Genomic DNA, 25,739 nt, shown 5'->3' with positions numbered 1-25,739 from the left:
TCAACATCTTGAGCACACATACTTTCACTATTCGGGTCATAAACACGGAAATTGACTTCATAAAAGTGCGGCTCTAACCTCAAACCGATGAATTTGGCCCGATTTTATTGGCTCGATCATATTCAGGATCGCAGCAAATTCTGTTACGGCCTTCTGACTTGGCCCGATACAAAGCCAGGTCAGCCCGATCAAATGCGCTCCAAATAGACTCTCCGGGTTTCAGCTCTGTCAGGCCAAAACTACAGCTAAGGCTAACACCGGCAGAAAAGGGATAAACAGTCATCGCCGATGCCAAGCGCTCACACAGATGCCTTGCCTGAATACAATCAGTATCCGGGCAAATAATCATAAACTCCTCACCGCCCCAACGGGCCACCAGGTCGATTTCGCGGGCTCCCTCCATGAGCAGAGAAGCCAGATCACTGAGTATGGAATCACCCACGCTGTGACCATGGCGATCATTGATATCTTTAAAGAAATCTATGTCTATCACTATCAGTGATGTATGCCCTTGCGCTGCGTCACTGCGATGTTCTGGCGCAAAATGTCGATGAAAGTAGTGACGGTTATACAACTTGGTTAAAGGATCGTGGGTCGAAATAAACTCAAGTTCCTTATTGGTTTCCAATAGCTGATTACGCAGTTTCTCCAACTGTTGATTCTTGGCTGTCAGCTCCCGGTTATACTTACTAATCCAGCGGTAGCGCGCCAACAAAGCGCCGAAGACCAGTGTTATCACAACCATAAGCTGCCAAGTCAGCCCTCTATCCGTCTGCTCCAACACCGCCATATTGCTCCACTGACGATACAGCCTGGCCCTGTGGTCGTCAGAAATCTGCGCCAACAAACGATTTAGATCGGGCAGCATCCACTTGCTATTCTCAGTCACCGCCATCCGGAACTGATCCTCAGGCCCGGCCCAAGCGGCGATTTTGAGGTTAAACAAGCCGCTCTGCTGAATGCGGGCATTGATGGAATACATAGAACCAATAAACAGATCAGCCTCACCGCTGGATACCATCTCCAGTCCCTGCTGCTCCGTCTCGGCCAGCATAATGTGGATCTTGGGATAGTTCTGACGCACATAATCCAGCAAGCGGTAACCTCTGGGGATCACCAGACTTCTATTCCCGACCTGTTCCATACTTTGTAGAAAGGGTTGCTCGCGGCGGGAAACCAACACATTGGGAGAGCGACTATAGATATCAGTGAAGGATAAATATTCGGCGCGCCTGGAGGTATAGTTGAGCATGGGAGTAAATACGCACTGTTGTTGCTTCAAATATGTCAATGTCTGCTGCCAGCTGGCGGTGGGTACTAACTGAAACTGCCAATCAGTCTGCTCTTCAATGAATTCAAGAAAGCCGGATGAAATGCCCACATGTTTGCCTTGGTCTATGCCTTCATAGGGCATCCAGTCGGGGTCGACACAATAGGGAATCGTGACTGCATTGACTGCGGCCGTTGCCAGTAAAAGGTTGCCAAACAATATGGGCCGCAAAAATGTCAGCAAAGTGTTTACTCTCAGGCGAGTCAGAATACATAGAATTTTAGTCCATAAACTTTACTCTCTCATTCTGAGGAGCACTCTACTGCTATCGGCCAGTTCCCGCTTGAGCTGCTCAAGCGAGCACCCGGACGGCGCCAAAGATACCAGCTGTTCATTGCTCAAGCTTTGCCAGTTGGCCTCAATCTGCCCGGCATCGCTGAGATGCAACTCAGCCATGCTGACTACGCGGATCACGCCCATCTACGACTCTCCCTGTCTGCCCCAAGGTAATTAGGCTCCCTTGGTAAAACTCCTTGTTGCCTGTGGCGCTTTTTTTGCGCGCTTGGATGGTACTGCACGTTTTTACAAACAGCAGTTCAGAAATATCTGAAACTTTGGCTTTTTCCGATGTTTTTCGCGTCGTTAGCCGTAAAGCCATACTTTTGAGGGGGGGGGCTTTCATTCGAAATGATGACCGTCATTTACCCCCAGGTGCCAGCTCACAGCAAAGTGTTGCTGCTATAGCCTGAGACCGGGGTTCTGGGCTATCATCTGGCCCCATAATTTCAGCGTATTCCAAAGCAGTATTCATGATCACCATTTCCGATGCCCAGTTGATCCGTGGCACCAAGACCTTGCTTGACGAGGCCTCATTGACTATTTATCCCGGCCACAAGGTGGGATTAGTCGGCGCCAACGGTACGGGCAAGTCCTCATTGCTGGCCCTGATTTTAGGGCAACTACACCTGGACAAAGGCGAGATCAGCGTGCCATCCCAGTGGCGCATTGCAACCGTTGCCCAGGAGACCCCGGCGCTGGAGGTATCGGCACTGGAATATGTGCTCGATGGCGATAGTGAGTTTCGCGAGCTCGAAACCCAGCTGGCCAAGGCTGAAGCCGAGGATAATGGCCACAGGATAGCCGAACTGCACGGCAAGCTTGATGCCGTAGGCGGCTACAGCATACGTGCCCGTGCCGGTACCCTGCTGGCAGGTCTTGGCTTTACCGAGGCCCAGCAGAGCCATCCGGTGAAGAGTTTCTCCGGTGGCTGGCGGATGCGCCTCAATCTAGCGCAGGCACTGCTGTGTCGCTCAGAATTATTGCTGCTCGATGAGCCCACCAACCACCTGGATCTGGATACCATGTACTGGCTGGAAGGTTGGATTAAATCCTATCAAGGCACGCTGGTGCTGATCAGCCACGACCGTGACTTTATCGATGCCATAGTGGACGAAATCGTCCATGTGGAACACCAAAAACTTAACTTCTACAAGGGTAACTACAGCGCCTTTGAACACACTCGTGCCGAACGTATGGCCCAGCAACAGGTGGCCTATGAACGCCAGCAGCGAGAGAGAGCGCATATGCAGTCTTTTGTAGACCGCTTCCGTTACAAGGCCAGTAAGGCCAAACAGGCCCAAAGTCGCCTGAAGGCACTGGAAAAGATGACTGAGCTGATGCCTTCCAAGGCCGACAGCCCTTTCTATATGGAGTTTCGCGAGCCGGATGCGCTGCCCAACCCCTTGGTGAAGATGGAAGATGTGTCGGTCGGCTACGGCGACAAGGCTATTCTCAACAAGGTGCATCTCAATCTGGTGCCCGGCGCCCGCATCGGTTTATTGGGTCGTAATGGTGCCGGTAAGTCCACCCTGATTAAGTTGCTGTCTGAGCAACTCTCGCCCATGCGCGGCCTGTACGAACCCAATCCCGGGCTCAATATCGGCTACTTTGCCCAGCATCAGATAGAGTTTCTGCAGCTGGATGATACCCCGCTGCAGCATCTGCAGCGCCTGGCCCCCAATGCCCGCGAACAGGAGTTGAGAGACTTCCTCGGTGGCTTTGGATTCCAGGGAGATATGGCGCTGGCCCAAGTGCGTCCCTTCTCCGGTGGTGAAAAGGCCCGTCTGGTACTGGCGCTGCTGGTTTGGCAACGCCCCAATCTATTGCTGCTCGATGAGCCCACCAACCACCTGGATCTGGAGATGCGCCACGCCCTGACCGTTGCACTGCAGGGCTTTGAAGGCGCCATGGTGATAGTGTCCCACGACCGTCACCTGCTGAGACTCACCTGCAACGACTATTACCTGGTCGATGGCGGCGAAGTGCGGATGTTCGATGGCGATCTGGATGACTATCACCAGTGGTTGCTGGATGCCGCCAAAGCTGCAACGGCAAGTGTGTCTCAGGTTGACGAAGCCTCACCGGCCCAGGACAAGAAACTGCAAAAGCGCCTGGAAGCTGAATTGAGGCAAAAACTATCACCACTGAAGAAACGCCAGGCCAAACTGGAAGCCGAGCAAAGCCTGGCTACCGACAGATTGGCGGAGCTGGAAAATCTGCTGGCGGATACTTCTCTCTACGAAGCCGAACAAAAGCCCAGACTGACGGAGATCCTCGCCGAGCGCACCCAACTTTCGCAGGCGCTGGAAGAGAGTGAAATGAACTGGTTGGAACTTCAGGAAGAGATAGACACCATCGAAGCCGAGTCAGGCCTTTGAGCCGGGGAAACCCGGGTGTTGAGATTGCAAGCAAGGAGAAAAGCGTGCCACATACGAGTCTGTTTACCTCTAGTCTTTGGCAGGAATGTGAAACACTTTACCCGGCGCTGGAAAGCCTGCTGATAAAGCTGCAGGACGAACACGGCCTGATAGTCAACCTCTTGCTGCTGGCGCTGACCCTGGACAACAAAGGCGTTAGCCTCAACCAAGGCTCGTGGGCCCAGCTCCACAGCGAAGTGGAGCAATGGGAAAGCGGCATTCTGCGCCCCTATCGGCGGCTGAGACGCCTGGCCAAACCCAACCTGGGACAAACCGAGTACCAACAGATGTTGGATGTCGAGCTGATGATGGAACGCAGAGGGCAGCAGCTGATATTGCACAAACTCAACGGCCTGCCTCGCAGCGTCACTGAAGACAGGCAACACAATCTCAGTACCTATCTGGCGCAGTTCAACCTCAGTCCTCAGCAATATCCTGCACTGCTGGCTCAGGCTTGAGCCTCCGGGCCAGCAAGCTGGCGTTGCGCGCCGTCAAACCATAGATACTCAGCTGCGGATTGGCTCCCAAACTGCTGGGAAATACAGAGCCATCCATCACCGACAGATTGCTGTAGTAATGCGCCTGGCCTTCGCTGTTCACCCAGGATAACTGCCTGTTTTCACCCATGGCGCAGCCGCCCATCACATGCGCTGAAGCCACTACGGTCTTCAGTGGCGCCAGCGGCATCTCAGCAATAACCTGTTTGGCCTCTTGCCAGGAGGACAAAATTCCGGCGCCCTCATTGATGGGCATAATCTGCTCGGCACCGGCGGCAAACTGCAGCTCGGCCATGCTGGCAAAAGCCCTTCTGGCGGCGGCAAACAGGGCCGGCGTCAGAGGGTAATCCAGGGCAGTGCCTTTATCTGTCAGCAATACCTGGCCACCGGGCAATTCCGGCGAAAAGCCATCCCGGATCAGGGCTATGGTGACCTGCAGATGATTGAACCAGGACATCAACTCGGCATGCTGTGGCCCATAGCCCAAGGTCTTGGAGGCGATAAGCACAGGATGCACCGGCGGTACTTCCAGCTTATATCCAGGTTGACCAGTGGCACCATCTTGCCAAACAAACTGATCCGAATATATCGACTGCGGTGCCCCGGAGTGGGCATTGATGGCCTCCCGAAAGCGGGCGCCGCTGAGTACGGTTGGGTGTAAACAGGTCTGCTTGCCGAGGCGCTGATAGGGATCTGTCATTTGTGAGCGCAGCAGCAATGCCGGAGTGTGGATTGCCCCGGCCGCCACCACATAATGACGGGCGCGGATCATCAATTTGACACCTGTAGGCTTGTTATAGCCATCGAGCGCCTCGGCTCTAAGGGCAAAAACCCGCTCACCATGATGCTCGAAGCGTTCGGCGCGAACATGGCTGTATAGCTCTGCCCCGGCATTCAGGGCAGCAGGTATTGTGGTGACCAGCATGGATTGCTTGGCATTCACCGGGCAGCCCATGCCGCAGTACCCAGTGTTCCAGCAGCCCAGCACATTGCGTTTGATAACTGTGTAGTCCCAGCCAAGCGCGACACAGCCATCCCTGAGGGCCTGGTTGTTGCGGTTGGGATCTATCGGCCAGCGACTGATATTGAGCCTTTGCTCCATCTTGTCGAACCAGGGATCCAGCTCGCTGCGGGACAAACCTTTAACCCCAAGGCTTTGCCAATAATCCAAGGTGGCTTTGGGGGTTCGAATCGAAGTAGTCCAGTTGACTGTGGTGGAGCCGCCGACCGACTTGCCCTGAAAAATACCTATCCCCTTATCCAGGGTCTTCATGGCCGCCGCTTGCTGGTAGAGTTCTGGATAGGCGCGGCGCTCCTCCATCACAAAGTCAGACGATGACTTGAGCGGCCCGGCCTCCAACAGCAAGACCCTGAGCCCAGCCTGAGTCAATATTTCAGCCGCCGTACCGCCACCGGCACCTGTGCCTATGATGACGACATCAGTCTCCAGTTCAAGATCCTCGGCCAAAGAGGCACCATCTGTATGTTTCCAACCTGTGGCCAGCCCGGCCAAAATGGGATCAGCTATCGACAAATGTGTCTCCAGTCGGGTATCAGAGTGCCAGTTTTGGCTTGTTATAGTTGAGTCTGTCCCAATGCTCAGGGCAGGCATAATAGCTTGCCATCAATAATTCTCTGAGACCGAGATAAGCTTGTTGCAGCAGCGCCATCCAAGCGCTGCGCCAGGACTCCAGCATGTCGACCAATTCGTTGGGGCTGCGCAGCATCAGAGGCGTCATGCTGCCGCTCAGCAAAAGTAAGCCAAAGCGGTTTTCCAGCAAGTCGAGCAGCTGTTCCAGCTCCTGACGCTGGGCCTTAGGTAGCCATTTAAGGGTTTGATTGACCGCATCCAGAGTACGATTGATGGCATCGACTCTATGCTTGCTAATCTCAGGCAATGCGCCTTCAAGCAACACAGGGATCAAGGCACCAAGCAGAAGATCATGGGGCTTTTCCCGCTCACTCAAGCTGGCAATCTCCTCATCCACATAGAGGCTGACACCTAACGCCAGCGCCGTTGTTCCTCCCAAAGCCCACAATAGAAACTGCCGTCTTTGCATGCCTGTCCTCCTGTCATTTCCCTGCACTCGGCTGTGCTGACATCTGTGTTACAATCCGGCCGATAACCAATTAACCACAGCAAAGCGCCCACGGCAATAGGCCATTTTGCATGCGAGATCCCATGAGCAGCAGTTTTCGTCCGCCCTGGTGGGCCAGAAGCCCCCATTTTCAAACTATCATTCCCGTGCTGACCAAAGTGGCGGGGTTGCCGCTGCGGCGTGAGCGTCTGGAACTGGAAGATGGTGACTTTATCGATCTCGACTGGCTCAAGACGCCAACCCCGGGTAAGCCCTTATTGGTAATACTGCACGGGCTGGAAGGCAGCGCCGACTCCCACTATATCCGCCGCCTGCTGCGTGAGTGTCAGAAGCAGAGACTGGCCGCCGTAGTGCACCATCACAGAGGCTGCTCGGGTGAAGACAATCGCCTGGCGCGCAGTTACCACAGCGGTGATACGGCCGATATCAGCCATAGCCTGCAAACCCTGAAGCAGCGCTATCCCCACTCGCCTCTACTGGCGGTAGGTTACAGCCTCGGCGGCAATGTACTGGCCAAGTACCAGGGAGAATTTGCAGATAAAAGCCTGCTCAGCCGCGCCGCCGTGGTATCGGCACCGCTGGCGCTTGCATCCTGCGCCAAGCGGCTGGAGAAAGGCTTCTCCAAAGTTTATCAAAGTTATCTTATCCGCCAATTGCAGCAAAAAATGTTGCTGAAACTCGAGCGGGGCAACAGCCAGTTGCCGCTGAATGGTGAAGCCATCAAACGGCTGAACACCTTTTATGATTTTGACCATCAGGTGACTGCACCGCTGCACGGTTTCAACGGTGTCGATGACTATTATCAAAGGGCCAGCGCCTTGCCTTTATTGGGTAAGATAGCCAAACCGACCCTGATAATTCATGCAGCAGACGACCCTTTTATGACTGACGCCGTTATCCCATCATTGGCACATCTGCCCGCCTGCGTCGAATATGAACTTCATGCCAATGGCGGCCATGTAGGCTTTATTGAGGGTGGCACACCGTGGCGACCACGCTATTATCTGGAGCAGCGATTGCTGCGTTATCTGACGGAGTCAACTCATGCTGATACCCTATGAATCCCTGCTGCAACTGCCCAAGGAAACCCTGGATAACCTGATTAAGGAATACCTGCTTTCCCAGGTGGAAGACGGCAGTTTCGATTCCCTAGGTGACAAGGCGTTGGAGCAGGCCATCGGCAAGTGCCATCTGGCGCTCAAGAGCGGCCATTTACTGGTAGAATTCAGCGAAGATGACGAGTCCGTTGCCATCCGCTCCCGCGAGGAAATCATGCGCCGAACTCCACTTGCCCATGATTGACCCGTCCCCCTGCATTCCTTTATAAGTAGTTAACTAAAGGTTAACGGGCCAGATAACCACAGTGTTGGCCTGCGGCCCAAGTTCTTTGAAACAGGTAGGAAAAATGTCTGCAAAACATCCAATTATCGCAGTGACAGGTTCATCGGGGGCCGGAACCACGACTACCACAACCGCCTTCAGTCACATCTTCAGACAACTGGGGATCAATGCGGCCATGGTGGAAGGGGACAGCTTTCACCACTATACCCGCGCCGAAATGGAAGTGATGATCCGCAAAGCCAAGGCCGAAAACCGCAACATCAGCTATTTTGGTCCGGAAGCCAATGACTTTGCCCGTCTGGAGAAGTGTTTTGCCGACTATGCCGGCACGGGACAAGGGGAAACCCGCTCCTACTTGCATACCTTCGATGAAGCCGTGCCTTACAACCAGATGCCGGGTACCTTTACCCAATGGCGGCCGCTACCGGAAGACACGGATATGCTCTACTACGAGGGGCTGCACGGCGGTGTAGTGACCGGCGAAAGCAATGTTGCCCAACACGTGGATCTCTTGATTGGCATGGTACCCATAGTCAACCTGGAGTGGATCCAAAAGATCATCCGCGATACCTCTGAGCGCGGCCATACCCGTGAAAAAGTGATGGGCTCAATCGTGCGTTCAATGGACGACTATATCAATCACATGACGCCGCAATTCTCCCGCACTCATATCAATTTTCAGCGGGTCCCTACGGTAGATACCTCCAACCCCTTCAGTGCCAAAGATATTCCCAGTCTGGATGAAAGCTTTGTGGTGATCCGTTTTCGCGGCATCAACAATGTCGACTTTCCTTACTATTTGAAGATGATCCAAGGGGCTTTTATGTCCAGGGTAAACACCCTGGTCGTGCCGGGAGGCAAGATGTCATTGGCGATGGAGCTTATTCTGACGCCGCTTATCAAAGACCTGATGGATAAGCGCCAAGCCCTGCTGGAGCAGGATATTGAATAAGCTGGTTGCAGATAAATTTTGGCTTCAGACTCGATTAAGTTTGATTTAAGTCTAAAAGGGTAAATTACAGTCATCGGGATTTCAGGCGAAATACTGATGGTTGACATACTCTTGGGGATAGATTCCCCCATCTTGATCTGTTTGTTCCCTCGAGTATGTCAACAACCTACCCTATTTTATATGCCCATAATGGGCATTTTTTATTGCCCGAATTCTTGCTCCCCATGCAAGCGCCCTTATCTTCCTCTGACGCAAACACAATCAACCACAGCGAAAACCCCAGCGTTCAGCAAAGGAATTATCCGTATCGGCTTGAAGCATTCACAATGGGCGTTATTCCATCAAGGGCACCACTTCACGGTAAGGCTTGTGACTGCGATAACTCTCCAGCCGCTGCCTAAATTCAAGCGCTTTACTGAAATCCTGTGACTGCTCAAGCGCTGCAATGGCCTGCTGCTGAGTCGCCACCGCAGCGGTAAAATCTCCCAATTCGGCGTAAGCTGCCGCCAGGTTATCGAGATTTGTGGGGTCCTGATTGTTAACTTCCAGTAGTTGCTTAGCAAGCGCCAACGCCCGACCACCATCTCGGTACTTGGCTTCCGGGCAAGTGGCCAGGATCCAGGCGGCATTGCCAAGAGAGATGTCATCACCGGCCGAGCTGAAAAACGCCACAGCCTTGCCGCAATGGCGGTTAACCCCTTCGCCGCCGGAAGCATAGAGGAAACCCAGTCTGAACTTGGCCCAATGGTTGCCCTGCTCCGCCAACGGCAGATACCAACGCTCGGCCAGCGCCAGATCCCGCTGCATCAACTTGCCTTCAAATGCCAGGTCTGCCAGGGTTTGCTGCGCCTTGGTCTCGCCCCCTTCGGCAGCTTTGGTCAACCAGGCGAGACCGGCAATTTTGTCCTCGACGACGAAACGGCCGGAGAGGTACATCAAGCCAAGCAAGTACTGAGCTTCCACTTCACCATTGGCGGCATTGAGCTGAATATAAGCCAGTTTGCTGGCGGCAATTTCCTTGCTTGGCTGGGGAATGGCAAAGGCCTGTAACTGTCCACTGAACAGACTCAAGGCCAACATGGCAGCCGCTGCAATTAAGGGGGTCTTCACTCTGATACCCTTTGGTAGTCTATGCATACAGACTCATAAATTAGCCCGAACCCGGCGTGAAAGTCGAGGTGAATTCAACAATAAAATGCTAATAATAGCCCTCAATGTGCTTGGCAAATTGTGAGCAAGGCTGAGAAGATGTGATTTAACCTACAGACTCGAGCGAATCCAGAGGCTTTTAATCTGAATTGGTTGACATGTATCACTAAAGTATCAGAATGATAACCAAGATTAGCGATTTAATTGCGTTGATTCACTTAGTCTAAACTAAGACCAGGTTCAAAGTTTACTCTTTGATATTGACGTAAAATCCTTATTTAGAATATCCTTACTTTCGTTTTAATCAATCGAGGAACATAGGCATGGCTCTGATTGGTAAGCCAAAACCAGATCCGACTTTGGAGTGGTTTTTATCACACTGTCACATTCATAAGTATCCAGCCAAAAGCACCCTGATCCATGCTGGTGAAGATTCAGACACTCTGTATTACATAGTTAAAGGGTCTGTTGCCGTATTGATTAAAGATGAAGAAGGTAAGGAAATGATCCTCTCTTATCTGAATCAGGGCGACTTTATCGGTGAATTAGGTCTGTTCGAAGAGCAAGCCGAGCGTACCGCTTGGGTTCGCGCCAAGCAAGCCTGTGAAATTGCTGAAATCTCTTACAAGAAGTTCAAGCAGCTGATCCAGGTTAACCCTGAAATCCTGATGAAACTTGCCGCTCAGATGGCACATCGTCTACAGAGCACCAGCCAAAAAGTGGGCAACCTGGCCTTCCTCGACGTAGCAGGTCGTATCGCTCAAACTCTGTTGCACCTGGCCAAACAGCCTGATGCCATGACCCACCCAGACGGCATGCAGATCAAAATCACCCGTCAGGAAATCGGTCAGATTGTTGGTTGTTCCCGCGAAACTGTGGGCCGCATCCTCAAGATGCTGGAAGAGCAGAACCTGATCCAGGCGCACGGTAAAACCATAGTGGTTTACGGTACCCGCTAAGCCAGCTTCAGCTTGATTTAAGCCTGATTCTATAGAGTGGCCAAGGTAATATCCTTGGCCACTTTTGTTTTTCGGGAGCATCAATTGAGAGGGCTATTTTTCATTAGCTTTATTAGCCTGACTTTGAGTACTGCAAAGGCTGAAGTGGCCAGTCCCCACCTGGAACCCGATCACGATATCGCCAAGGAATTAGTGAAATCCGGGACGATTCTCTCCTTGGATGCCACTCTCTCTCAGCTACAATGGGTGTGCCATGGCAAATTGATCGACGCTCATCTCTATCAGAAAGATGGTGAATGGCGTTATGATTTGCAGATAAAAGTCGAACATGGCCATATCGTCAACCTGAGCCTAAATGCAGGCACAGGTTTACCCGATAACCTAACCCCATTACCGAGCGAATGTCGTCCCAATGAAACTGCTACTCGTTGAAGATAACGCCCTGCTGGTTGAAGAACTGGCAAAACAATTAAAGCAAGCAGGCTATGTCACGGATGTCACCGACAAAGCCATAGAAGCTGACTATCTGGTCAAAGAAACCCAGTATGACTGCATCATTCTCGATATCGGCCTGCCCGATGGCAACGGCTTGCAGTTGCTGGAAAAATGGCGTCAGCAGGGACTGACCACTCCTGTGATCATGCTGACCGCTCGCAGTCAGTGGCATGAAAAGGTCGAAGGCTTCAATGCCGGCGCCGATGACTACCTGGGCAAGCCCTTTCATACCCAAGAGCTGCTGGCCAGACTGCAGGCAATTATCCACCGAACCCATGGCCGTGCCACTGTGCCCGGCAAACAATTGAACTTCGGCGGCGTCAGTCTGGATGAAGCCGAACAGACAGTAACAGTCAATGGACAAAGTTTCGACCTGACTGCCATGGAGTTTCGCTTGCTGCGAATTTTCTTGATGTCACCCAAGAAACTGCTTTCCAAGGCACAGCTTACCGATAAGCTGTATCAATTTGACGATGAGAAAGAGAGCAATGTGGTCGAGGTCTATGTCACCCACCTGCGTAAGAAACTGGGTAAGACGGCGATAGAAACCCGTCGTGGCCAAGGTTATATCTTTCACGGCAGCCAATCCTGATGATGTCCATCCGCACCAAGCTGAGCCTGTGGCTAACAGCACTGGTGTTACTGAGTACCCTGATAGGCCTGGCGTTTATGGAGTCCATGCTGCGTCAGGCATTTCACGACTCTATCATCAACCGCTTGCAGGAAGATCTGGAACAGGTGGCACTGGCGACTCACCTCAATGACGGTGAGATCCTGATAGATCAGAGCCTGCTTTCCGGCTTCTACAAACCCGCCTATTCCGGGCGCTATTACCAGCTCAACCTGCCGGATAGGGAGATCCGCTCCCGCTCCTTGTGGGATCAACGCCTGGAGATAGTGCAATTGGAGCCAGGGCAAACCCGCGCCTGGCAAACCAAGGGGCCACAAAATCACGATATTCAGTTGTTGTCACTGGGGCTGACCTCCAGCAGCAAGAAGATCAATGCCACTTTGACAGTGGCACAGGATCTCAGCATAGGCCGTAAGGTATTTACCGAGGTTTATGGCACTAAACTGAGTGTCAACCTGGCTATGCTGCTGGCGATGATCCTGGGGATATTTCTGGTATTGAGGCAATCCTTCAAGCCGGTTAAGCAGATAAAACAGGCGCTGGCCAAACTCAGGGAGGGGGAAATCAACTCGCTGTCACTGGAGACTATTCCTCCCGAAGTCAAACCTCTGGCCGAAACCTACAACGAGTTACTTGAATACACCAGTAATCAAATTCAGCGCAGCCGTAATAATCTGGGCAATCTCAGCCACGGTCTGAAGACACCACTGGCGGTGATGCGTCAGCAGGTCGAGGCGCTGGGGTTGAAAGATCCCGACACCGCCAGGGCACTGGAACAGCAGTTGGAGCAGATCCACAAGATGATAGAGCGTAAACTGGCGGCAGCGCGAATAACCGGCGATATGCTACCTGCGGCGCAGCTGGTACTGCCAAGGGATCTGGAAAGCCTGTGCCAAACCCTGGATAAGGTGCATAGATACAAACAAATCAGTTGGCGCTTCGATATCAGCGATGGCATTCCCAGGCTGCCAATCCACAGGGAAGACGGTATGGAGCTGCTCGGTAACCTGTTGGATAACGCCTATAAATGGGCCTCTAGCCTGGTATTGGTGAGGGTATGGCAACATCAGGGGCAGGTATATGTCAGTGTCGAAGACGATGGTCCCGGGGTGGCAGAAAAAAACATGCAAACCCTCACCCGCCGCGGCAATCGTCTGGATGAAGAGATCAATGGTCATGGATTAGGATTATCGATAGTCAAGGATATTGCCGAGCAGTATCAGTTGGATATCGACTTCAGCAGAAGCCCGGCATTGGGTGGACTCAAGGTTTCACTGACCTTTAAGGCCTGAAGGTTAGCCTGACACCTCAAAGAGCCACTGAAACAAAAATAAAGAACCCAGCCTAGGCTGGGCTCTTTGCTATCAAGCTGTCAGACCTTGGCTCAATCAAGCACAGGCAGGTAGCTCAGAGCCAAACGATCACGGCTCAGTTGACCATTGAGTATCTCACCCACAGTGCCGCCCTTGAGCTGCTGCGCCAACAGTTCAGGAGAAGCCGAGGCGATAAACTGCTGCACTTCTTTGATGCGGGCAATCAGCGCCAGCGCCAACTTGTTCTCGGCGGTGGCGGCATAGATTTTACCGTTCAGGGACACTTGGGCCTGCATATCCAGCCCAGGGGCAGCCTGATGAATACCGACATATTCACGCCATACCCTGGCCTTTTGCTCACCCTGATAGTCGCTGTCGACCGAGGCCAACACCACTTGTCTCAGCATCATCTGCAGCAGGTTGCTCTTGCCTTTGGGTTGACCATTGACTGTATCAAAACCAAAGAAGCGTGATACTGTGCGGTCATAATTGGGCAGAGGCTCTATGCTCTGGCTGGCAAAATCGCTGTAGTAAGGCAGATACGTTTCCAGCTCAGGGCTGCTGTTACAGGCATCGGCAAACAAAGGCTTGCCATTGCTGACCAGATCCGGGCCATTACCCAGCGCCATGCGGCAAAGCATCTCTTCGAACAGCTTGCCGGTTTGTGGCAGATCCACCAGCGCCTTGTGACCGCGGCTGGAAGTCGATCTCGGAGTCGTGCGGCTCACCAAGGCACGCACTGCCAACAGTTTGTCCGGCCATACCCCAAGCACATCTCGCTCGTTGACATAAGGATGGTTGGGCGAGCCTTCAGGCGCCTTGACCCCGTTCAGCAAACGACCGGCGAAAGTAACATCGGCGCTCAGCATATCCCGGAACTCTTCCTTGATACCATAGTTGATGATCAGTTCCTTCAGCGCTTCTGGAGAGTCGGCAAACCGGCTGATCACTTCACCCGGAGCAAACCTCATGGTCATGTCGGCGCTCTTGAAACGATATTGCTCCAGCAACTTGGCAAAGTTGTACTGCTGTCTCAGCGCTGCCTGGCCATCTGCAGTGCGGAAGGTGACATCTACCACGGCATCATTTTCACCGGCAAGGCGCAGAAACAGGTCGGCCGCCTTGTTCATCGCCCTTTGGTTGGCACAATACCAGGTATCCTGGCCAGCTGCTTCTTTCACCTGGCAGTCGTTGGCGAAGAAGTTTTCCGGCAAGTCAAAGATCCCCTCGAGGAAGCTGACATCTTCGATAAACTGGCGGATCTCATCAAACTGGCGCTTGCGGGCAATGGTGTAACCCAGGCTGTGATCTTCATAAAGGGACTGACGGTTATGTCTCAGGTTACTGGTTTCATAGCTGTCCTGATATCTGTCGATATAGAACTGGGCAATGTCATCCAGGTTCTGACCGGCATCACTGCGGTTACAGTTACTGTTGAGCGACACATGCTCGTCGGTACAGAAGGCATAGCTGCGCAGCTTGTGGTCGCGGGCAATGTTATAGAGCGCACCGAAACGAGTCTCGCCCTGGAGCACGCCCTTTTGCAGCTCCTCACGACGCTTGGCATCTTCCTCTTTGAGGGAAACAAAATCACCATTTTCGGCTTCAACTTCACGGGCATAACCGAAACGCAGCGCCGCCAGGTCATAGGGCTCAAAAGTGGTCGCAAAGCGGTTAACGTTATAGTCCATCTGGCTGGAAAATTCGGCGTTCACTTTCAGTTCCGAATAACCGGCACCGGCAAAAGCCTGGTTCAGTGTTTCCATTTCCTGTTGGCTAAAGGTGTTGTCACCATCGCGGCTACCGGCGAAGTTGTGTCTCAGGCCGAAGTTATGGCCCAGTTCATGGGTCAGAGTACCGGCAAAGGCTTGGGCGGCCAGCGCAGTGCTCAGGCTATCTTGCAGATCCAGGCTCAGCTTCTCGAATGCCTGCAGCTTACCGCCAACTTCACCATTGGCCCACAATTCGGCATTCTGCCAATCAATCTTGTGGTCCTTAACACCGGTCGGCAACATTCTTTGCTGACCGCCTGCGGCAAACACAGTGTCGATATGCATCAAAGTATGCTCGGACCAATAGTCACGGCTGGCTTCATCGAAGTCGGCCAAGGCGTTGAACTGTTGCTCAGCGGGTTTGAGTGGCAGAGCAGCCGGAGTGGCGGCTACCATCACATCGGCAGGCTTGTCCAGCGCGGCAGGCGCAGTTTCCAATGTTGCTAAAGCTGCAGGCTTAACCACGGCTTGCTGATAAGGCACGCCGGTGAGCGCTTCGACCGAAGCCGCATCCAGCTTGCCACGGTTATAATCCAGCATCAGTTGCCGATAGTAACGCACCGCGCCTTGCTTGAGGTTGGAGCTGTATTGGTTAACCCTGGCGCTGACAATCTCCCCTGTCAGTGGGTTGGCTGCTGATGGACCGTAACCGGCCAGACCGTTATCCAGAGGTTCATCAAACAGAGTGATATGGTTATAACGCAGATCGCCATGGCGTTTATCGCCCGCCTGCTCCAGCTTAATCTGTGGCAAGCCGGTATGATAACGACTGTTGGCGATATTCATCGCGGTCACAGACTCGATAGCCGCATCCAGGAAAGGCTTGTTCTTGGCTTCATAGAAGTTGTTGGACAAGTAGTACACCAACTCTCCCTTGGCCGGGTTGAAGCGGTTCAGGTAGGTTCGAACATAGCCATCCACCCCCTCTGAGTCGGTTCTGTCCCGATAGCTGTGACTGGAGTTGAAGAAACCAAAAGTGCCCTTCTCATGCTCGCTGTAAGGAATGGCTTGATAATCTTCACTGGCCAGCTGATCCAGCGCCACTATGGAGATAAATTCCGTAGTGGTGAACGACAGGTTATCCAGATTGCCACCGTAGAACTGATTGAAACACTGGCCCGATGCCTGGTAGGTGTGTTCAATCTCGAAGTTGATCACCCCCTTGTCCAGATCCATTTCATAGCCTTTGTAGGTTCCGGCATTGACCAGTTTTGGAGATTCAGTTTCGGTGACACACTCACCAAACATAAAGATATCGTTGATCCCCAGCTCAGCTATCTTGGTGTCGGCAAAGTCAGGCACAAAAAAGCGCTTGTCCTGCCAGGTCAGGTTGGCATCGGTATTGACCTGCTCGACGTTGATACATTCTCGCCACTTGTCTTCGGTACATCTGAAGTCTATGTATTCACCGGGGATGGTCAGCACTGGCGCCTGGTTGATGCCCTCCTGGTAGCGGCTGTCATGACCAAGACCTATGGCGTCCCGATCCAACTGACGAACCTGTATGCCATTCTCTGTCTTGTGCAGGGTCACTAACTTGGGATCACCTTGGCTAAAGCCGCGGATGGCAGCGGCATACCGCGGCGCCTTGCCGACACTGCGGATATAGAGATATTGGCGCTCACCGGCCTTCTCTATCGAGTCGCTGCTAATCTGTTTCTCATCTTTGGGCAACTCCTTGTATGGTTCTTCTCCTGCCCCACATCCTGCGAGTGCCAGACTGGCAGCTATGGCCAGACTCAGACTTGACTTCTTCATTTAATCCTCTGAATAAATTGAGTTTATAAGTATTTTGTTACTGAGAAATAGAAGGTAGAGCTGCGCTTGTTATACAGCTCAAATCCTTCGGAAGGCCCCAGTTCCGGGTGGTAGAAACGGCCGCTGTTGTTATGGCCAATGGCCAGTGTCCAACTATCGGCAGGCATCCATCCCAGTTCCTGGGCAAAGGTGAATTGGTCATCCATACGACGACCACGGTAGTTCTTCGACATCCGATAGCGGCCGCTGATATCCAGGTACCAATGACTGGCAAATTGCCAATAGGCATCGGCCACCAGATCGACCTGATGTTCAATCAGCACCCGCTCACCGGCGGTCTTGTACTTGTAGGCGTTGTACCTGTATCTGGGAGACAGGTAGAAGCTGAAGTTGCCCTCAGGACGATAGAAGAGATAAGCCGCCACTCTGGGGGCATACTCCAGTCTATCCAGCTTGGTGTAATGCGCCGCCGGCAGATAAACACCGACACTGCCCTTAAGCGACAGAGTGTCGGTCAGGGAATAGAGTGGCGTTCGATACTCGAACAAGGGGTCAAAAAAGCTCGACTCCTTACCGTGCAGCGTCTCTTTTTCACCGCCAAAGGTCAGCAGTACACTGCCCCAATCACTGTTGTAATCGACCCTGGCATCCAGGCTATAAGCCCGGTAAGCATCGAAAGCCGATTCACTGTAGGCATTGCGGGTATAAGACGCATTGAAATAGGCAGTCCATTCGCCGAATTCTTCCTGTTTGAGTTCAAACTCATTAACCGCCTGAGCTTGTCCCGCAAGCAATAGTAAGCCCAGCAAAGGGAAGATCGTCTTTGCTTTTTTACTTTTTATTATGCGTGACAAGGCCAGATCGCGGTGATAGATACCGGATCTCATATTTAAAAGCCTTAATTTATTTAAAACGAATTAATCTGGAGCTAATTCCAGTCTAAGAGGTACTGCCACGAATAGGTTTTACCCATTCGAGAAGTAATTGCGCCCAATAGGGCATCCAACCAAAGGAAAGTTGCGGGACACCCAGGTTGGGAATACGGGGCCCGCAGAAGAACAAAATAAACCAACTGACTGCTATGGCTTTAAACACTTCGGCCAAGACGGCGTTATCTGCCAGTTTAACAGCCATAATACAAGGCAAGGAAAGAGAATAGATTGCCAGCTGATTTACCTGTGATGTGTTCTGTTTGGCAATAGATATCAGTGTATTAACTTCTTCAAATTCATTAGATATCGCTGCATTAGAAAAAGCCAAAAACAATAGCAAAGGCATGGTCAACTTGACCAAGCTCAGTAATTTATTATTCGACTTTGTTCTCTCGTTCATGGTTTTTTCGCTGTTCCAAGTGGAATAGCGTCTCGATATTGATACTAATGCACTTAATACACATTGTTACGTATGTAAACAAGCATAGGCATGAAAAACCTTACAATCAACACCAATACTTAATGACTAGTCTAAATAGATTAAAAACTGGGTGTACGTCATAAAAAACATCATAAAAACAAATTAATAAAGCATGCAAAACACCAATAACAAAACATATTTAAAACACAATAAAAACATTGAGGCATCAAAATATTAAGCATGTCGTTTTGTTTATAAAAAAAGCCTCCCTAATTAAGGAGGCCATTTATAAGAATTTAAGCAATGCTATGCTTTGACGTTAGTGCTCTCAAAAATCTTATCTGCCGAAGCCGCAACAAAACCGGTATAGAGTTCACCATCGGCTTTGGGGTAACGCAGGGCAAATTCATAGAAACAACTGGGGATCTCTACCGTCTTGTCATCAAAGGCGACGGGGATTCTGTCGGCCATGGTGGACGACTGTTCCAACAAGACTTCAGCTGAGCCTTTGATCTCACCGCCCACACTGTTGAGGATAAAACCAGCTTCCTTGAGCGCGGTATTGACAGCGGCCAGGGTGCTGAACTCGGCCAGATGGTTCACAGACACGGTAAAGTGATTGGCACGATAACCAAAGGCGGCAACCCAGGCAGCATACTCACTCTCGGCAAGCAGGGCTTGGTAGGTGCCATAATCAAGCTGCCAATGCCTGCCTGAATAAGTAAAGTTATCTGCGGTCAAAGCCTGGGTTGGGATCTGCTCAACCAAGTCGGTAACCCGTTGTTGCAGCTCTGGGCTGAACTCTTCCACCAGCAGCTCGGAAATGAAGACCTTGAGCTGAGTCGGATCCGGATGCTCAAAGTGCTTCGCCACCAGCTTTTTCTGCTCAAAGCGATAATCTCCGCAAGCCACATAGCCCAGCGCTTCGAAATGGGCCGCCAGCACATCCAAGCCCACCTTGGGCAGATTAAATGTACGCAAGGCGATATGGTCGTTAATAATCGCCTTGCCTTGACCCAACAGCTGATGCACTTTGGCCGCCGAAGGCGTCATCTTGATATAGTCCTGCCACATGGCATTGAACAGCGCATTGATATCTGTATGCATGGTTATTCCCTGTGTAATGCAGTTTGCCCAAAGGCAAATGGTATGTTCAAAAAAGGGAAGCGCCACTGCGCTTCCCTTCACTGTCAGAGGCTAAGTCCCGGACTCAATGCCTGTGGCAAACTCAAACCATCGGCCTCCATGGAAGCCACGGGGTAAGCACAATAGTCGGCCGCATAGAAGGCGCTGGCTCTGTGGTTACCCGATGCCCCGACGCCGCCGAATGGCGCCGCACCAGAGGCTCCGGTGATCTGCTTATTCCAGTTCACTATGCCGGCACGAATCCGTGCCAGGAAATAGTCATAGTCTTCACGGCTATCAGCCAGCAGCCCGGCAGAAAGGCCATAACGGGTATCATTGGCCAGCGAAATCGCCTGATCAAAGCTGCTATAGCGCACCAGTTGCAGCAAGGGCCCAAAATACTCTTCATCGGGCAGTTCAATCACCTCGGTAACATCAATCAGCCCAGGTGACACCAGGCCGGTACCGCTCTCAATATGGGTCAGTTCCACCAGCGAAACCCCGCCGAGATTCTGCAGATTACGCTGCGCCGCGACCATGCCCTTGGCTGCTGCTTCAGAGATCATCGAGCCCATAAAGGGCTGTGGTTCGGCATTCCAGGGGCCGACAGCTATCGCTTTGACCGCTGCAACCAGGGCAGTAACCAAAGCATCGCCCTGCTCACCTTTCTCTATGTAGAGACGACGGGCACAGGTACAACGCTGGCCACTGGAGATATAGGCAGATTGAATAATTTCGTGCACGGCCGCCTTGATATCACTGATCCCTTTAACGATGAGCGGATTGTTACCACCCATTTCCAGGGCAAGGATCTTGCCCGGATGACCGGCGTACTGCTGATGCAGCAAGTGGCCGGTGCGGGAGCTGCCGGTAAAGAACAGACCATCAAGCTGAGGATGTGAAGCCAGCGCCTTGCCGGTTTCCACTTCGCCCTGCACCAGGTTGATAACCCCGGCTGGCAGACCGGCTTTCTCCCACAGCTTGAGCATCAGCTCTGCCACTTTTGGCGTCAGTTCCGATGGCTTGAATACCACGGTGTTGCCCGCCAGCAAAGCCGGTACTATATGGCCGTTAGGCAGATGGCCTGGGAAGTTATAAGGCCCAAAGACCGCCACCACGCCGTGGGGCTTATGTCTCAGCACGGCCCGCCCGGCAGGCAGTTCATTTTCAGTTTCGCCGGTACGCTTGTGATAAGCCGCAACCGACAGACCGATTTTGCCTATCATGGCACCCGCCTCGGTGGCCGTTTCCCACAATGGCTTACCGGTTTCCTGCGCTATGGTGTCGGCGATTTCCGCCTTATGGGCTTCCAGCTGATCGCGATAAGCCTCTATCACCTGCAGGCGGCCGTCAAAACCGAGCATAAACCAGTCAAACTGTGCCTCTCTGGCGGCTGCAACGGCAGCTTCTACTTGAGCCGGAGTAGCGGCATTACCCTGCCACAGGGTTTCACCGTTGGCCGGGTTGCTTGAACTCATTGCCTGGCCTTCGCCAGCGAGCCATTGGCCCTTGATAAATTGTGTCATTATGCTGTTCCTATATTGCCAATACCCTGACCGATTGCCCGTCTGCCACCAAGAGTGCGGCGGCCAACTCGCTCGACAGGATCACTTCTTCACTGTCGTCTGTCAGCGCCAGCTTGGCCGAACCGGCACGGTAGTCTGCCAAATGGGTGTTGGAGAGAATAAAGCTGTCCTTTGATTGAGGCATATCACCGATACGCACCGTCAGTAAGCGACTCTCGCGCACGGAGCGAATATCCGCCAGGTTGCATTCAACCGTGGGGCCACCATCAAAAATATCCACATAGTTGCGCCAGCGGAAACCTTCCGCCTGTAACAGGCTCAAGGCCGGGCGTGTATTGGTGTGCACTTCACCGATAACCTTCTGCGCCGCTTCGGGCAACAGGCAAACATAGACAGGGCTGCGGGGCATCATCTCGGCCATAAAAGCCTTCTGTCCCAGACCTGAGAGGTAATCGGCCTGAATAAAATCTATGCCGAGGAAGTTTTGCTGCAGCCAGCCGTAGAAAGGGGAATTACCGTTCTCATCGCTGACCCCACGCATCTCGGCGATAACAGTTTCACCGAATCGATTGGCATGCTGGGCCAAAAACAGAAAGCGGCTGCGTGACAGCATGCGGCCATTGTTGCCCTTGCGGTAGGAATCTCTCAGAAACAGGGTGCAGAGCTCGGCGGCACCTGTGTAATCATGACACAGGCTGAGGGTTTCAACCTCGTTACGTACTTCTATCTGCGACGAATGATAAACCTCTGTACCCAGACGGTAATGGTAGAAGGCATCTTCCATTCCCACCGCGGCTTCCAGACCACAGGTGCCCACAACCTCTTGGGTCTCTGTATCTTCCAGCACCATGAGGTAACCTTCATCAAAAGGCGTTTCCACCGCCTTGGCGAAAGAGGTTTCCGAACGGGCGATTTTGCGGGTCAGCAGTTCATCATTGACCGGCAGCGAGGTGAATCCATGGCCCGATTCCTCGGCGATACAGCGCAGCGCCGGGAAATCTGAGGCTCGGATAGGCCGTATGATTAACATGGTTAAATCTCCACTCATCCACAGTTGCTGCTCCGTCGGGCCTGCCCGTCAGAACAGCAGCTGTGAGTTTATTGCGCTAAGTGGGCCAAGGCCCACGGGGATCAGGCGGCAACCACCTTGGCGACCGCTTTTTCAAAGCGTGCCAGACCCTCGGCAATATCACTTTCAGGGATGATCAAAGAAGGAGTAAAACGAACCACATTGGCACCGGCCATCAGTGTCATCAGGCCATTGTCGACCGAGGCCAACAGAAACTCACGGCTGCGTCCCTGATACTGCTCATTCAACACGGCGCCGAGCAACAGTCCTTTGCCGCGCACCTCGGAAAACACCTGGTACTTGGCATTGATTTTTTCCAGGCCATCACGCAGCAGTTGCTCACGGCGTTTAACGCCCTGCAACACTTCGGGGGTATTGACCAGATCAAATACCGCGTTGCTGACGGCACAGGCCAGAGGGTTACCACCATAGGTGGAACCATGAGTGCCCACTTTAAGATGAGCGGCAATCTTGTCCGTGGTCAACATGGCCGCGATGGGGAAACCGCCGCCCAGGGCCTTGGCAGTGGTGAGAATGTCCGGCACTATATCTGTACCCATGTAGGCATACAGCTCGCCGGTACGGCCAACGCCGGTTTGCACTTCATCGAACACCACCAACGCATTGTACTTGTCGGCCAGTTCACGCACCTTGGCCAGGAACTCTGGAGTGGCGTTTATGATACCGCCCTCACCCTGCAGCGGTTCCAGCATGATGGCACAGGTCTTGTCCGACACCGCGGCTTCCAATGCGGCAACATCGTTGAATGGCAGGTGTGTGATCCCCTGCGGCTTGGGGCCAAAACCATCTGAGTAGGCGGCCTGACCACCGACACTGACGGTAAAGAAAGTTCTGCCGTGGAATGCCTTGTCGAAGGCGATAATCTGATCTTTTTCGGCGCCGAAATTGTCCAGAGCATAGCGGCGGGCCAGTTTCAGGGCCGCTTCATTGGCTTCGGCACCTGAGTTGGCGAAATAGACCTTGTCGGCAAAAGTGGCGTTAACCAGTTTGGTCGCCAATGCCAGTGCCGGCTCATTGGTCATCACATTGGACAAGTGCCAGAGTTTTTCGCCCTGCGCCTTAAGCGCCTCAACGGCGGCTGGATGACAGTGGCCCAAACAGTTAACTGCAATACCACCGGCAAAGTCGACATACTCTTTGCCTTCCTGATCCCAAACACGACTGCCATCGCCACGAACCGGGATAACGGGTGACGGTGCATAATTAGGCACCATGACTTCATCAAACTGGGCACGTGTCAAATTCATGTTTACACTCATTCCTTCTCATCCTTTGTGTTGTCGGCGGCTCTGTCGGCCACCGTTTTAAGCAGTTAATCTTTATTATTTGTGAGTAAAACTGCACTTACTTGTGTTGCTTAGGTGTCATTATTAGCGAAATTGTGATCAAAATACCAGTTTGATCAATATGCAGGAGCAATGCCTTGGCCTATAAGTGCATAAAGATCTGAGTTTGAGAATTAAGCAGGCAAATATCTGCCGTTTAACGGCATAAATAGTCACAAAAAATCTCAACTGACACCGGATTCGTTAACTATTCATACATTTTGAATAGTTAACGATAATCATAACAGTAGATTATTGCGTATAAAAGCAGCGATTTGGCCCCTGGCTTCCATGGCCTCAGGCAAGAGTTCAAATAATGGAAAGACATGGGGCATATTGAGGTAGAAACCGGCTTCTATGCGACCGCCGTCGCGTAATACCGCCTGTTGCAGGCGCTCGGCATCCTGTAGCAGCAGCTCACGAGTACCGGCCAGCAGCAAGATGGGCGGCAGATCGTTAAAACAACCATAAAGCGGCGAGACCCGCTCAGACATGGGGTTACTACCGGCGAGATACGCGCCTCTGAGTCTGAGTAGCGATTCAATGGTGAACAGAGGGTCGTCGGCTGCCAGAATGCGCTCGGTGTCGCCTGTGATGCCGAGATCCAGCGCCGGAGACAGCAACACGCAAGCTCTCGGCAACGGTAACTCAAGTTGTTTCAGCTGCAACAACAGACTCAAGGCCAGATTGCCTCCAGCCGAGTCGCCCATCAGCACCAATTGAGTCGGGTCACAATGCTCAAGCGTCATCCGATAAGCTTCCAGCACATCATCACAAGCTGCCGGAAATGGATGCTCAGGTGCCAGACGATAATCAGGTACATAGCAATCTGCCAAACTGCGCTGCATGATATCGGCCAGGAAACGGGCATGGGCATGGGGAGTCTTGAAACAGAAACCACCGCCGCGAATATAGAAGAGGCTGACATCTCTTGGCTGCGGCAGCTGGTAATGGATGAGCGGCGAGTGGCTCAGTGGCCAGTGCTCGACCTTAAGCTCCTGCGGCCAGCCCAACCAGCGACGATCCATCTCCAATAAGCGCTGGCGAATAGCACTGAGTGGTACTTTGGCACTGCCGCGACTGACCGACGGCCGCGCCACATAAGTTAACAACCGGTTCAATACCGAGGCTTGCCAACTGGGCATAGCTCCTCCATGGAAGGCCTACAGGCTCCGCAACGGCTTAAAGCAGCTCGGGTTTGCGGTAATTCTGGCCTTTGAGACGAATGAGTTCCTGTTCAGTGAGCTCATGATACGCCATCATGATCTGTCTGTCCCTGAATTCCAGTTGCCGCATCTCTTCCAGTAAAAAACACTTGGCAAAACAATCGGCTTTAGCCAGCACTGCCGCATTGGGTGACAACTGACTGAACCCCAGAGCAGTGTCTCGCTCCTTGAGCAGAGTCACCATGGCCGCATCCGCAAACCCAAGCTGGGTCGGCAGTTGCCAATTGAGTGACAGCGCATGCTGCTTGACCAGGGAATAGACCAAAGCGGCGGGAAAATCACACAGGGCGATGGCATCGTAGAGCGCCTTATCCCTGTCTCGACTCGCCTCCCTGAGCCAGGAGCCGCGCAACTGCTCAAACAGCTTGGTGCTCATGGAGAGCAGCACTGAGATCCCCAGTTGTTGCATCAGGGAAACCGCGTACAGCATTGGAGCATCCAAGTCATGCAACCTGGCCAGGGTTCTGGCGGCAATGCCCTGCACCTGCGAGAAACGCCATAGCTTGCGCACAGTCCAAAGCAAACTGGCATGACCTGTGGGCAGCCAATGACGACAGGTGTAGTAAGGGATCAATACCCGCAGGTGCTCAACGCCTATATAGCTGAGCACCAGCTTGAGGTCTGTCAATTGCACATCCAGATTCTGCGGCCTGCGAGCCCTGAATGAGGGGCTGTTGACCAGAGAGCTCAAGTCCCTCACCAACCAGCTCTGCTCGGCAACGACCGGGCGAAGGCGTGCCAGATCAAGCCTTGGGTGCTGCAATAACTCCAGCAGTAAGATCTGTTTATCTGTGATGCCTGATAGGCGTGTCACCTCTTCGATGGAGGCCAGATGGTTGCCGAGTTCAGCCGCCAGGGTATAGTTCAACTGAACCGACACTCTTTGATAAAGCGCCTTGGCCTGTTGCTGCCTCGCGAGCCGCTCCAGAGTCGCCTCGCGTTCAACCTCAAGCTTGAAGGCCACCGCCGCCAGCTCAGGTTCAAGCTCATCGCCACCGCTATCAATGCGTTGCTTGCCCAGTATCAACTGCTGATACAGGCGCTGCTCTATCTCTATTACACTTCCGGGTTTTACGCCCCCCGCTACCGACAAGGCCAAATT

At 52.7% G+C, this 25,739-nt stretch carries 23 protein-coding genes; 9 read left to right on the top strand and 14 right to left on the bottom strand.

Annotation, left to right across the window (positions count from 1 at the left end; translation table 11 throughout):
- Positions 1-79 precede the first annotated feature (79 nt).
- Entirely contained in the window at positions 80-1,501 is a 1,422-nt protein-coding gene (locus tag RC73_RS15730) for a diguanylate cyclase (protein ID WP_235370025.1), read from the bottom strand.
- A 63-nt stretch (positions 1,502-1,564) separates the two neighbouring features.
- Positions 1,565-1,750 carry a hypothetical protein gene (locus tag RC73_RS15725; RefSeq protein WP_039035537.1) on the bottom strand — a complete coding sequence of 62 codons (186 nt, stop codon included), beginning with the start codon at positions 1,748-1,750 and terminating at the stop codon, positions 1,565-1,567.
- 329 nt (positions 1,751-2,079) lie between these two features.
- Here RC73_RS15725 and RC73_RS15720 point away from each other — a divergent pair, with 329 nt between their 5' ends.
- The gene (locus RC73_RS15720; protein ID WP_039035536.1) at positions 2,080-3,987 is read left to right on the top strand and encodes an ABC transporter ATP-binding protein; all 1,908 of its coding nucleotides are present in this window, start codon (positions 2,080-2,082) and stop codon (positions 3,985-3,987) included.
- Between the two features lie 44 nt (positions 3,988-4,031).
- Complete coding sequence (locus RC73_RS15715) at positions 4,032-4,484, top strand: DUF2390 domain-containing protein (RefSeq protein ID WP_039035535.1); 453 nt, start codon at positions 4,032-4,034, stop codon at positions 4,482-4,484.
- Here RC73_RS15715 and RC73_RS15710 read toward each other — a convergent pair.
- Positions 4,444-6,057 carry a GMC family oxidoreductase gene (locus RC73_RS15710; protein WP_039035534.1) on the bottom strand — a complete coding sequence of 538 codons (1,614 nt, stop codon included), beginning with the start codon at positions 6,055-6,057 and terminating at the stop codon, positions 4,444-4,446. The two genes, RC73_RS15715 and RC73_RS15710, sit on opposite strands and share 41 nt — an antisense overlap.
- 19 nt (positions 6,058-6,076) lie before the next feature.
- Entirely contained in the window at positions 6,077-6,583 is a 507-nt protein-coding gene (locus tag RC73_RS15705; RefSeq protein WP_039035533.1) for a hypothetical protein, read from the bottom strand.
- Between the two features lie 122 nt (positions 6,584-6,705).
- Between RC73_RS15705 and RC73_RS15700 the strand changes: the two genes are divergently transcribed.
- From RC73_RS15700 to RC73_RS15690, 3 genes are all read left to right on the top strand, one after another.
- Positions 6,706-7,683, top strand: a complete 978-nt coding sequence (locus tag RC73_RS15700) for a hydrolase (RefSeq protein ID WP_039035550.1) — start codon at positions 6,706-6,708, stop codon at positions 7,681-7,683.
- Positions 7,667-7,924, top strand: coding sequence for a YheU family protein (locus tag RC73_RS15695; RefSeq protein ID WP_039035532.1), 258 nt, complete (start codon positions 7,667-7,669; stop codon positions 7,922-7,924). Before RC73_RS15700 ends, RC73_RS15695 begins: the two co-directional genes overlap by 17 nt.
- A gap of 103 nt (positions 7,925-8,027) precedes the next feature.
- Positions 8,028-8,915, top strand: a complete 888-nt coding sequence (locus RC73_RS15690; protein WP_039035531.1) for a phosphoribulokinase — start codon at positions 8,028-8,030, stop codon at positions 8,913-8,915.
- A gap of 333 nt (positions 8,916-9,248) precedes the next feature.
- Here RC73_RS15690 and RC73_RS15685 read toward each other — a convergent pair whose 3' ends face one another.
- On the bottom strand, positions 9,249-10,031 hold the full coding sequence (locus RC73_RS15685; protein ID WP_039035549.1) for a tetratricopeptide repeat protein: 783 nt from the start codon (positions 10,029-10,031) through the stop codon (positions 9,249-9,251).
- A gap of 356 nt (positions 10,032-10,387) precedes the next feature.
- Between RC73_RS15685 and crp the strand changes: the two genes are divergently transcribed.
- From crp to RC73_RS15665, 4 genes are all read left to right on the top strand, one after another.
- Positions 10,388-11,023 carry a cAMP-activated global transcriptional regulator CRP gene (gene crp / locus RC73_RS15680; RefSeq protein ID WP_025011303.1) on the top strand — a complete coding sequence of 212 codons (636 nt, stop codon included), beginning with the start codon at positions 10,388-10,390 and terminating at the stop codon, positions 11,021-11,023.
- 84 nt (positions 11,024-11,107) lie between these two features.
- Entirely contained in the window at positions 11,108-11,455 is a 348-nt protein-coding gene (locus tag RC73_RS15675; RefSeq protein WP_039035548.1) for a PepSY domain-containing protein, read from the top strand.
- On the top strand, positions 11,436-12,110 hold the full coding sequence (locus RC73_RS15670) for a response regulator transcription factor (RefSeq protein WP_039035530.1): 675 nt from the start codon (positions 11,436-11,438) through the stop codon (positions 12,108-12,110). The genes RC73_RS15675 and RC73_RS15670 overlap by 20 nt, the downstream gene beginning before the upstream one ends.
- Positions 12,110-13,441, top strand: coding sequence for an ATP-binding protein (locus RC73_RS15665; RefSeq protein WP_039035529.1), 1,332 nt, complete (start codon positions 12,110-12,112; stop codon positions 13,439-13,441). Before RC73_RS15670 ends, RC73_RS15665 begins: the two co-directional genes overlap by 1 nt.
- A 92-nt stretch (positions 13,442-13,533) precedes the next feature.
- Here RC73_RS15665 and RC73_RS15660 read toward each other — a convergent pair whose 3' ends face one another.
- The 9 genes from RC73_RS15660 to RC73_RS15620 all read right to left on the bottom strand — a co-directional run bounded on the left by RC73_RS15660 (position 13,534) and on the right by RC73_RS15620 (position 25,736).
- Positions 13,534-16,992: a zinc-dependent metalloprotease gene (locus RC73_RS15660; protein ID WP_039035528.1), complete on the bottom strand. Its 3,459-nt coding sequence runs from the start codon at positions 16,990-16,992 to the stop codon at positions 13,534-13,536.
- 23 nt (positions 16,993-17,015) lie between these two features.
- Entirely contained in the window at positions 17,016-17,879 is an 864-nt protein-coding gene (locus RC73_RS15655) for a hypothetical protein (RefSeq protein ID WP_052248240.1), read from the bottom strand.
- A gap of 52 nt (positions 17,880-17,931) precedes the next feature.
- On the bottom strand, positions 17,932-18,324 hold the full coding sequence (locus RC73_RS15650; protein ID WP_039035527.1) for a hypothetical protein: 393 nt from the start codon (positions 18,322-18,324) through the stop codon (positions 17,932-17,934).
- A gap of 327 nt (positions 18,325-18,651) precedes the next feature.
- The gene (locus tag RC73_RS15645; protein WP_039035526.1) at positions 18,652-19,452 is read right to left on the bottom strand and encodes a DUF1338 domain-containing protein; all 801 of its coding nucleotides are present in this window, start codon (positions 19,450-19,452) and stop codon (positions 18,652-18,654) included.
- 83 nt (positions 19,453-19,535) lie between these two features.
- On the bottom strand, positions 19,536-20,996 hold the full coding sequence (astD, locus tag RC73_RS15640; protein WP_039035525.1) for a succinylglutamate-semialdehyde dehydrogenase: 1,461 nt from the start codon (positions 20,994-20,996) through the stop codon (positions 19,536-19,538).
- Positions 20,997-21,006: 10 nt separating this feature from the next.
- On the bottom strand, positions 21,007-22,026 hold the full coding sequence (astA, locus tag RC73_RS15635) for an arginine N-succinyltransferase (protein WP_039035546.1): 1,020 nt from the start codon (positions 22,024-22,026) through the stop codon (positions 21,007-21,009).
- 101 nt (positions 22,027-22,127) lie between these two features.
- Positions 22,128-23,345 (bottom strand): aspartate aminotransferase family protein, encoded by a 1,218-nt coding sequence (locus RC73_RS15630; protein ID WP_039035524.1) that lies wholly within the window; start codon positions 23,343-23,345, stop codon positions 22,128-22,130.
- A gap of 305 nt (positions 23,346-23,650) precedes the next feature.
- The gene (locus RC73_RS15625) at positions 23,651-24,556 is read right to left on the bottom strand and encodes an alpha/beta hydrolase (protein WP_039035523.1); all 906 of its coding nucleotides are present in this window, start codon (positions 24,554-24,556) and stop codon (positions 23,651-23,653) included.
- 37 nt (positions 24,557-24,593) lie between these two features.
- Complete coding sequence (locus tag RC73_RS15620) at positions 24,594-25,736, bottom strand: HDOD domain-containing protein (RefSeq protein ID WP_039035545.1); 1,143 nt, start codon at positions 25,734-25,736, stop codon at positions 24,594-24,596.
- Positions 25,737-25,739: the final 3 nt, after the last annotated feature.

Source organism: Shewanella sp. ECSMB14102 (assembly GCF_000813075.1).
In the GTDB taxonomy this organism is placed as follows: Bacteria; Pseudomonadota; Gammaproteobacteria; order Enterobacterales; family Shewanellaceae; genus Shewanella; species Shewanella indica.
This window is presented reverse-complemented; position numbering and strand designations above follow the sequence as displayed.